1 protein-coding gene is annotated in these 9,725 nt (G+C 63.1%); it reads left to right on the top strand.

Annotation, left to right across the window (positions count from 1 at the left end; genetic code table 11):
- The first annotated feature begins 31 nt into the window (after nt 1–31).
- Entirely contained in the window at nt 32–9,553 is a 9,522-nt protein-coding gene (locus tag EV586_RS12610) for a non-ribosomal peptide synthetase/type I polyketide synthase (protein ID WP_132945470.1), read from the top strand.
- Nucleotides 9,554–9,725: the final 172 nt, after the last annotated feature.

Raw genomic sequence — 9,725 nt, forward strand, 5'->3', positions numbered from 1 at the left:
TTAATAGAATTGAGTGAGAGGGCGGGTAACGATGACTGTGTTATACGCATTTCCTGTTTCGTTTGCGCAGCAGCGGCTGTGGCTGGCCGATGGCGTGCTGCCGGGGAGTTCGGCGTATCATATGCCGTCTGTGCTTCAGATAGAAGGCGACTTGGATGAGGAGGCGCTGCGTCTGGCGCTGACGGAGATCGTGCATCGCCATGAGTCGCTGCGCACTACGTTTGGGATGCTGGACAATCAGCTGATGCAAAAGGTGCATACGGAGCGCGATCAGGAGCTGACGGTGGTCGATCTGCGCGATGTTCCGCAGGCGGAGCGACGCGCCGAGGTGGAGCGGTTGACGCATGAAGAGCTGGTGCGGCCGTTCGATCTCAGCGCCGGACCGCTGCTGCGCACGACGCTGTACAAGCTCGCCGCACAAGAGCACGTGCTGATGGTCAACATGCACCACATCGTGTCGGACGGCTGGTCGATCGGGATCCTGATCCGTGAGCTGACCGCATTGTATACGGCGTTTGCGGCCGGGGAGGAGTCGCCGCTGGAACCGCTGGCGATTCAGTATGCAGACTATTCGCAGTGGCAGCGCGACGATCTGGAGTCGGGCGTGCTGGAAGAGCACATGGCGTATTGGCGGGACAAGCTGGGCGGCGAACTGCCGGTGCTGCAGCTGCCGACCGACCGTCCGCGCCCGCCGTATCGCACCGATGCCGGCGATTATGTGCATGTGCAGCTGTCATCGCAGCTGTCAGAAGGGATCAAGGAAGCCGGGCGCAAGGAGCAGGCGACCCTGTTCATGACGCTGCTGGCCGCTTATCAGGTGCTGCTATCTCGCTATTCGGGGCAGGAGGACGTGCTGGTCGGGTCGCCGATCGCCGGTCGGGAGCAGAGCGATCTGCATGGCCTGATCGGATTTTTCGTCAACAACCTGGTGCTGCGCAGCGACTTGAGCGGCAACCCGACCTTCTTGGAACTGCTGGCCCAGGTGCGCAAGACGGCGCTGGAGGCGTATCAGCACGCCGAAGTGCCGTTTGACATGCTGATCCAGGAACTGGTGCCGGAGCGCGATGTCACCGTGTCGCCGCTGTTCCAGACGATGTTTGTGTTAAATGATGAACTGGCGCAACTCGCACTGCCCGAGCTGTCGATGTCCTACGTCGATCTGGACATCCGGTCGGTGAAGTATGACCTGGCCTTGGAAGTGATCGATGCGACCGAAGGGATGCAGATTATATGGCGGTACAAGACCGACCTGTTCGACCGGGCAACCATCGAGCGGATGAGCGCCAATTTTGTCGTGCTGCTCGAAGGCATCGTCGAAGCGCCGGAGCAACAGGTGGCTTTGCTGCCGCTGCTGACCGCAGCAGAGCACCAACAGGTCAAGAACTTCTGGAACGAAGGCGCGGTGACGGTGTATCCGGACAAGACGCTGCACGTCTTCTTTGAAGAGCAGGCGGAGCGAACGCCCGACCGCACGGCGGTGGTGTTCGAAGGGGAGAGCGTGACGTACCGCGAGTTTAACGAGCGGGCGAACCGCCTGGCATCGCGGCTGCTGAAGCTCGGCGTGCAGGCGAACGAGTTTGTCGGGGTCAGCATGGAGCGCTCCATCGAGATGCTGGTCGCCGTCTACGCGGTGGTCAAAGCGGGCGGGGCGTATGTCCCGATCGACCCGACCAACCCGCCGGAGCGGGTGGCGTACATTTTGGCAGACGCGCAGGCGCGGGTGCTGCTGACCCAAGAGTATCTGCTGGAGCGGCTGCCGGTGCTGGACGGGACGCAGGTGATCTGTGTCGACCGGGAGGATTTCGCGGCGGAGAACCCGGCCAATCCGGATCTTGGAGTAACGACCGATCAACTGGCGTATATGATCTACACGTCCGGCTCGACAGGCAAGCCCAAAGGCGCGATGGTGCCGCACAAAGCGATTGTGAATCAGATCTTATGGCGGCAGGAGACGTATCGCTTGACCGAATCGGACTGCATTTTGCAGAAAACGCCGGTGTCGTTCGACGCCTCGGTCTGGGAGCTGTTCTGGGCGCTGATGGTCGGGGCGCGGATCGTGATGGCGCGCTCGGAAGGACATAAGGACAGCGCCTACCTGCGCGAGGTGATCAAGGAGCAGGGCGTGACGACGGTGCATTTCGTCCCGTCGATGCTGCAGATCTTTGCCGAGGAGAAAGGGATCGAGGAGTGCACGTCGCTGCGGCGCATCTTGTGCGGAGGGGAAGCGTTGCCGGCCGATTTGCAGGCGCGGGTGTTTGCGCGGCTGCCGCACGTGGAGCTGCACAATCTGTACGGGCCGACTGAAGCGGCGGTCGACGTGACCTACTGGTTCTGCGAGCGGGACAGCGACCGCAAGACGGTGCCGATCGGGCGGCATATCGCCAACACGGAGCTGTATGTGCTGGACAAGCATCTGCAGCCGGTGCCGCTCGGAGCGGCCGGGGAACTGCACATCGGCGGGGTGCAGTTGGCGTACGGCTATCACAACCGCCCGGAACTGACGGCGGAGAAGTTTATCGCCAATCCGTTTGGCGCTGGCAAGCTGTACAAGTCGGGCGACTTGGTGCGCCTGCTGCCGGACGGGGTGTTTGAATATCTGGGCAGGTTGGATCATCAGGTGAAGATCCGCGGGTTCCGGGTTGAACTTGGCGAGATCGAGGCGCTCTTGACGCAGCATCCGCACATTCTGGAAGCGGTGGTGCTGCCGAAAGGGGACGCGCTGGCCGCCTATGTGGTGACAGACGGCGCGGCCGGTGCGGCCGACGCGCAGGAGCTGCGGCGCTATCTGCAGGAGACGCTGCCGGTGTACATGGTGCCGGGGTCGTTCGCCTTTTTGGACAAATTGCCCTTGACGCCAAACGGCAAAGCGGACCGGCAGGCGCTGCTGAAGCTGGAGACGGTGAACCCGGTGCCGGAAGCGGCCTATGTGCCGCCGCAAAGCGAACTGGAGCAAGGGATCGCCGCGATCTGGCAGGAAGTGCTGGAGGTGGAGCAGGTCGGGCTCTATGACAACTTCTTTGAGCTGGGCGGCCACTCGCTGGCGATCATGCGCGTGCATCGCAGGCTGCAGGAGAAGTATGCGTTTGAGATCAGTGTGGTGCAGCTGTTCCAGTACCCGACGATCAAAGAGCTGGCTGAGCATTTCAGCGCACAGCGCTCCTCCGGGATCGAATCAGGGCAAGCGGAGCGTGCAGACGGCAAGGCAGAGCGGACGGCAAGGCCAGCAGGAGAGCGTCAGGACATCGCGGTGATCGGGATGGCCGGACGGTTTCCGGGAGCTGACGATGTGGAGGCGTTCTGGCGCAACCTGCATGACGGCGTGGAATCGATCCGCCAGTTTACCGATGAGGAGCTGCTGGCGGAAGGCCATGATCCGGATGTCTTGCAGGCGCAAAACTATGTGAAGGCCGGCGGGTATCTGGGCGACATCGAGTATTTTGACGCCGACTTTTTTGGCATCAACCCGCGCGAGGCGGAAGTGATGGACCCGCAGCACCGCATCTTTTTGGAGACGGCATGGGAGGCGCTGGAGACGGCCGGCTACGACTCGGAAGCGTTTGACGGCGACATCTCGGTGTTTGGCGGCGCAGGACTGAGCCGCTACTTGCTGGTCAATCTGGTGCCCAACCGCCATCTGGCCGCATCGGTCGGCGAGCATACGGTGATGATCGGCAACGGGGCGGACCACATGGTCGGACGGGTGGCGTACAAGTTGAACCTGACCGGGATGAGCCATGCCGTGTCGGCGACCTGCTCGACGGGGATGGTGGCGATTCACCAGGCGGCACAGAGCTTGCGCAACGGCGATTGCGACATGGCGTTGGCCGGCGCGGTCGGCCTTGCCGTGCCGCAAAAGAACGGGTATTTCCACGTCGAAGGCGGCATCTCGTCGCCGGACGGGCACTGCCGGACGTTCGACGCCGACGCGCAAGGCACGGTGCCGGGCAGCGGTGCCGGGATCGTGGTGCTGAAGCGGCTGGACGACGCGCTGCGCGACGGTGACCGCGTGCTGGCGGTGCTGAAAGGCTCGGCGGTCACCAACGACGGATCGCGCAAAGTCGGGTATACCGCCCCGAGCGTGGACGGGCAGAAGGCGGTCATCTTAAAAGCGCTGCAAAAAGCGGACGTGGAGCCGGAGAGCGTGTCGTATATCGAAGCGCACGGGACGGCGACGCCGCTGGGCGATCCGATCGAGCTGACCGCGTTGACGCAAGCCTACCGGACGCTGACCGAGCGGGAGCGGTTCATCGCGATCGGCTCGGTGAAAAGCAACATCGGGCATCTCGACGCGGCGGCGGGGGCGGCCGGGTTTATCAAGACGGTGCTGGCCTTGCAGCATGAAAAATTGCCGCCGAGCCTGCATTTCCGCAAACCGAACCCGAAGATCAACTGGGAGCGTTCGCCGTTCTATGTGAACACCGAGCTGCGCGACTGGAGCCGGGGCGACCGGCCGCGCCGGGCCGGGGTGTCGTCGTTTGGTCTGGGCGGGATGAACTCGCATGCCATCTTGGAAGAAGCGCCGCTGCAGGCGAGCAGCGCGACGCTGCGTCCGGCACAGCTCCTGGTGCTCTCGGCGAAGACGGAGACGGCGCTGGAAGCGGCGACGGCAAATCTGCAGCGGCACTTGGCACAGCATCCTGAGCAGAAGCTGGCCGATGTGGCCTACACGCTGCAGCTCGGACGACGCCCGTTTGCGCACCGCCGCGCGCTGGTGGTGACCGATCATCAGGATGCGGTCGAAGTGTTGGCGAACCTGCATCCGCGGCGAGTGCTGCAAGGGCAGGCAGATCTGACCGATCACCCGCGCAAAGTGGCGTTTTTGTTCGCAGGCACAGGCGATCATTATGTGGAGATGGCGGCCGAGCTGTATCGGACGGAGCCTGTATTTAAACAGGCGGTCGACCAGTGCTGTGAAATACTGGAACCCCATTTGGATACCGATGTAAAAAAAGTGCTCTATCCTCAGCAGGAGCAAAACGATATCCCAAGCGGGCTGACAAAAGAGAAAGAACGCCCGCAAGACCAAGCTGCACCAGCCTTTGACCTGCGCAAAATGCTGCGCCGCGAGGAAGGGGCAGATCTTCAACAGCTGCACCAGACCGAATATGCGCATCCGGCGCTGTTTGTGATCGAGTATGCGCTGACCCAACTTTTGCTGGCATGGGGCATTCGTCCGCAGGCGCTGCTCGGCTATTCGCTCGGGGAGTATGTGGCGGCCTGCGTGGCGGGCGTGTTTTCGCTTGAGGATGCGCTGGCGCTGGTGGCGAAGCGCGCCAAGATGATCCAGGACCTGCCCGCAGGCGCGATGCTGGCGGTGCCGATGGGCGAGGAAGAGCTGCGCCCGCTGCTGAGCGGCAGCCTGTCGCTGGCGACGATCAACACGCACCAGCACTGTGTCGTGTCCGGCACCAAGGAGGCGGTCGCAGAGCTGGAGCAGGAACTGCTCGCCCAAGGCATCGCCTGCCTGCCGGTCAAGACTTCCCACGCTTTCCACTCGCAGCTGATGGAGCCGCTTGCAGAACCGTTTGCGAAGCTGGTGCAAAGCTTCAATCCGCAAGCTCCGCACACGCCGTTCGTCTCCAATGTCACCGGCACGTGGATCACCGCAGAGGAAGCGACCGACCCGGCCTACTGGGCGCGCCATCTCTGCCAGACCGTGCGCTTCGCCGACGGGGTGCGCGAACTGTGCCAAGACCAGGATCTGGTCTTGCTGGAGATCGGGCCGGGGCAGACGTTGACCAGCTTTGCCTTGCAACTGCAATCGTCCCCTGGCCGCATCGTCCTGCCGACCTTGCGCCCGGCGTACGAAAAGCGCAGCGACACCAGTTTCCTGCTCAGCACGATCGGTCAGCTTTGGCTCGCCGGAGTGCCCATCAACTGGAAGGGGATGTATCTGCAGGAACAGCGCCTGCGCGTCGCGCTTCCGACCTATCCGTTTGAGCGCAAACGCTATTGGATTCAAGCGAAACAAGGCGCCGGGAACCGCCTCATTTCCGATGATCATCTGTTGCGGGAACAAGATCTCCCGTCCACTGCCAAACTCGAGACCGGCCACGCCCGCCCGCAACTGGCGACCGCGTATGTCGGAGCCTCCAGCCGCGAAGAGCAGGCGATCGTCAGCATCTTCCAAGAGCTGCTCGGCATCCAAGGCGTCGGCGTGCACGACAACTTCTTCCAGCTCGGCGGGAACTCCCTGCTCGGCACGCAACTGATGTCGCGCCTGCGCAGCACATTCGGCATCGACTTGCCCCTGCGCACCTTGTTCGAACGGGAAACGGCAGCCGAACTGGCCGAGATCATCGCGGAACAGACCGTACAGGCTCCAAGCGTGGCAAGCGCTGTATCGTCCGGCATCCCGCGCCGCCCGGATGAGGTAAGCCCGCTGTCCTTCTCGCAGGAGCGCATCTGGGTGATGGAGCAGTTGGCGCCCGATCAGGCGGTCTATAACATCCCGTCCGCACTGGAGATGACCGGCCCGCTCGACCTCGACATCCTGGAGCGGAGCATCAACGAGGTCATCATGCGCCACGAAACGCTGCGCAGCACGTTCCAATTTGCTGACGGCGAGCCTTTTGTCGCCTATCTGCCCGCGTTTACACTGACCCTCGGCGTGGAAGACCTCCGCGATCTGCCGGACGACGAGCGCCGCGCGGAAGCTGTCCGCCTTGCCGCCGACTTGGCCCGCGCACCGTTCGATCTGCCGAACGGACCCTTGCTGCGCGCCACGGCGATGCGTATGGCGGACGACAAACACATGCTCGTGCTCGTCATCCACCACATCATCGCCGACGGCTGGTCGCTCGGCGTGCTGATCTCCGAGATCGCCAAGCTCTACGCCGCCTTCGCGCAAGGAGCGCCTTCGCCGCTGACCGGGCTGCCTCTGCAGTACGGCGATTTCGCCCATTGGCAAAAGCTGCCCGAGCAGCAGGCCGCACTCGACAGCCAGCTGGCCTACTGGAAACGGCAGCTTGGCGACGCGCACGAGCCGCTCGCGCTGCCGACCGACCGGCCACGCCCTGCCGTGCAGACGTACAACGGCGCGCGCACGAGCTTCACGCTGTCCAAGCCGCTTTCTGACGCGCTGCAACAAGTGAGCGCCCGCGAAGGAACGACGCTCTACATGACCTTGCTCGCCGCCTTCCAGACGCTGCTCGCCCGCTACTCCGGGCAGAGCGACATCCTTGTCGGCTCGCCGATCGCCGGGCGCAGCCTGCGCGAGACGGAAGAGCTGATCGGCGTGTTCGTCAACACGCTGGTGTTGCGCGGGAGGGTCGAGGACGGCATGAGCTTCCGCGATCTGCTGGCTCAAGTGCGCCAGACGTCGATCGACGCTTTTGCGCACCAAGACCTTCCGTTCGAAAAACTGGTCGCCGAGCTGCAGCCGGAGCGCAACATGGGCGTCTCGCCGCTGTTCCAAGTCATGTTCAACATGCTGAACGCGCCGCTGAAGCTGACCGTGCCGGGCGGGTTGACGCTGGAGACGGTCGAGCTCAACTCCGGCACCGCCAAATTTGACATCACGTTGGCGATGAGCGAGCGGGAACACGGCCTGATCGGGGAGTGGGAATACAACACCGATCTCTTCGACGCCGCGACGATCGACCGGATGATTGGCCATTTCCAAACGCTGCTCGAACAGGTCGTCGAGCGCCCGGATCGGCAGTTGCAAGAGATCCCGCTGTTGTCGCCGGCCGAGCAGCAATTGATGCTTCGCGACTGGAACGACACCGGCGCTCCGTATCGCGAGGACGCCTGCCTGCATCATCTGTTTGAAGAGCAGGCGGAGCGGACGCCGGATGCGACCGCGCTCGTTTTTGAAGATGAGGAGCTCAGCTTCGCCGAGCTGAACAACCGTGCCAACAGGCTGGCCGCACAGCTGCAAGCGGCGGGCGTCGGCCCGGACGACCCCATCGGGATCTGCATGGAGCGTTCGCTTGAGCTGGTCACCGCGATGCTCGCGGCGCACAAAGCGGGCGGCGCATACCTTCCGCTCGACCCGGGCTACCCGCAGGAGCGCCTGGCCTTCATGATCGCCGATGCCAAGCCAAAAGCGATCCTGACCCAGCCTGCACTCGCCGCCAAACTGCCGGGCTCAGCCGCTCAACTGCTGACCGTGACGGAAGCGGCTCAAAACGAACTCTATCCGAACCTTGCAAGCCCGGTGCGGCCGGATCATCTCGCCTACATCATCTACACCTCCGGCTCCACCGGCCAGCCCAAAGGCGTGCAGGTCACACACGGCAACGCCGTCAACCACTTCGCCGGAATGGACCGGGCGGTCGGCTGCAGCGAGCAGGATGTGATGCTCGCCGTGACTTCGATCGGCTTCGACATCTCCGTCCCGGAACTGTTCTGGACGATGTCGTGCGGCGCCAAAGTGGTGCTGCTCTCCGAACGGGAGATTCTCGAAGCGGGCATCAGCAGCGGCCCGTACGCCCTGAGCGCGCAGCTCGAACGCCACTGCGCGACGATGCTGCAAGGCACACCGTCCTTTATCGGTTCGCTCACCGCAGACGCTGCGGGGCTTACAGCCGCCGAACAACTGCAAAAAATCTTGCTCGGCGGCGAAGCGCTGCCACCGCTGCTGGCCGACCGTCTGAAAACGCAGACGAACGCCCGCATCTTCAACCTCTACGGCCCGACCGAAGCGACCGTCTACGCCACCGCCTACGAAGTGCAGGCGACGGGCCAGAGCGCCATCCCGCTCGGCCGTCCGCTCGCCAACCATGAGCTGTACATCCTCGACCGCCACCTGCAGCCGGTGCCGATCGGCGTGAAAGGCGAGCTGCACATCGGCGGCCTCGGGCTTGCAAAAGGCTATCTGGGGCGCGAGGAGCTGACCTTGGAGCGTTTCATCCCCAATCCGTTTGGCGCCGGACGCTTGTATAAGACGGGCGACCTCGCCAGCTACTTGCCGGACGGGACGGTGCTCTGCCACGGCCGCCTCGACCAGCAGGTGAAAGTGCGCGGCCACCGCATCGAGCCGGGCGAAGTCGAAGCGGCGCTGCTCTTGCAGTCCGGCATCCGTGAGGCGGTCGTCGTCGCCCGCGACAACACGCTGCTCGCCTATGTCGTCGGGGACAGCGGGGACGATCTTGATACAGACGCGCTCTACCGCTCCTTGCGCGGTATCTTGCCCGCCTACATGGTGCCGGGGCACATCGTGCCGCTCGATCGCCTGCCGCTCACCCCGAACGGTAAAATCGACCGCCGCGCCCTGCCTGCGCCGTTTGCAAAAGCGCGCAAGCGGGAGTATGTCGCTCCGGATACGGCGACCGAAAAGCTGCTGACCGGACTGTGGGCGGAACTGTTGAAGCTGGAGCCGGAGGTGATCTCCGTCCACGACAACTTCTTCCACATCGGAGGACATTCACTGCTGGCGACGCATGTGATCGCCCGCGTGCACAGAGAGCTCGGGGTCGAGCTGCCCCTGCGCGTCCTCTTTGAACAAGCCACCATCGCCGAACTGGCGCAATGCGTGGAGCAGACCGAAACGAGTCAAGATGCGCCGATCGTGCGCCGCGAGCGCGTGCGTTCCGCTAGAAAAAGATAATTTTGGAAAGGCAGCCCCCGCTCCTTGTCGGATGCGGGCTGGTTGCCTTTTTTCGAAGTTAAAGGGTTAAGACCATTTATTTTGCATTGTCGGATTGGTGGTAAAATAATAAAATGAGATCATATGTATTGAAATTCAGAGAGATACGACCTCGTATTGAGGTTTCGGTTTA

Source organism: Tumebacillus sp. BK434 (genome assembly GCF_004340785.1).
GTDB lineage: Bacteria > Bacillota > Bacilli > Tumebacillales > Tumebacillaceae > Tumebacillus_A.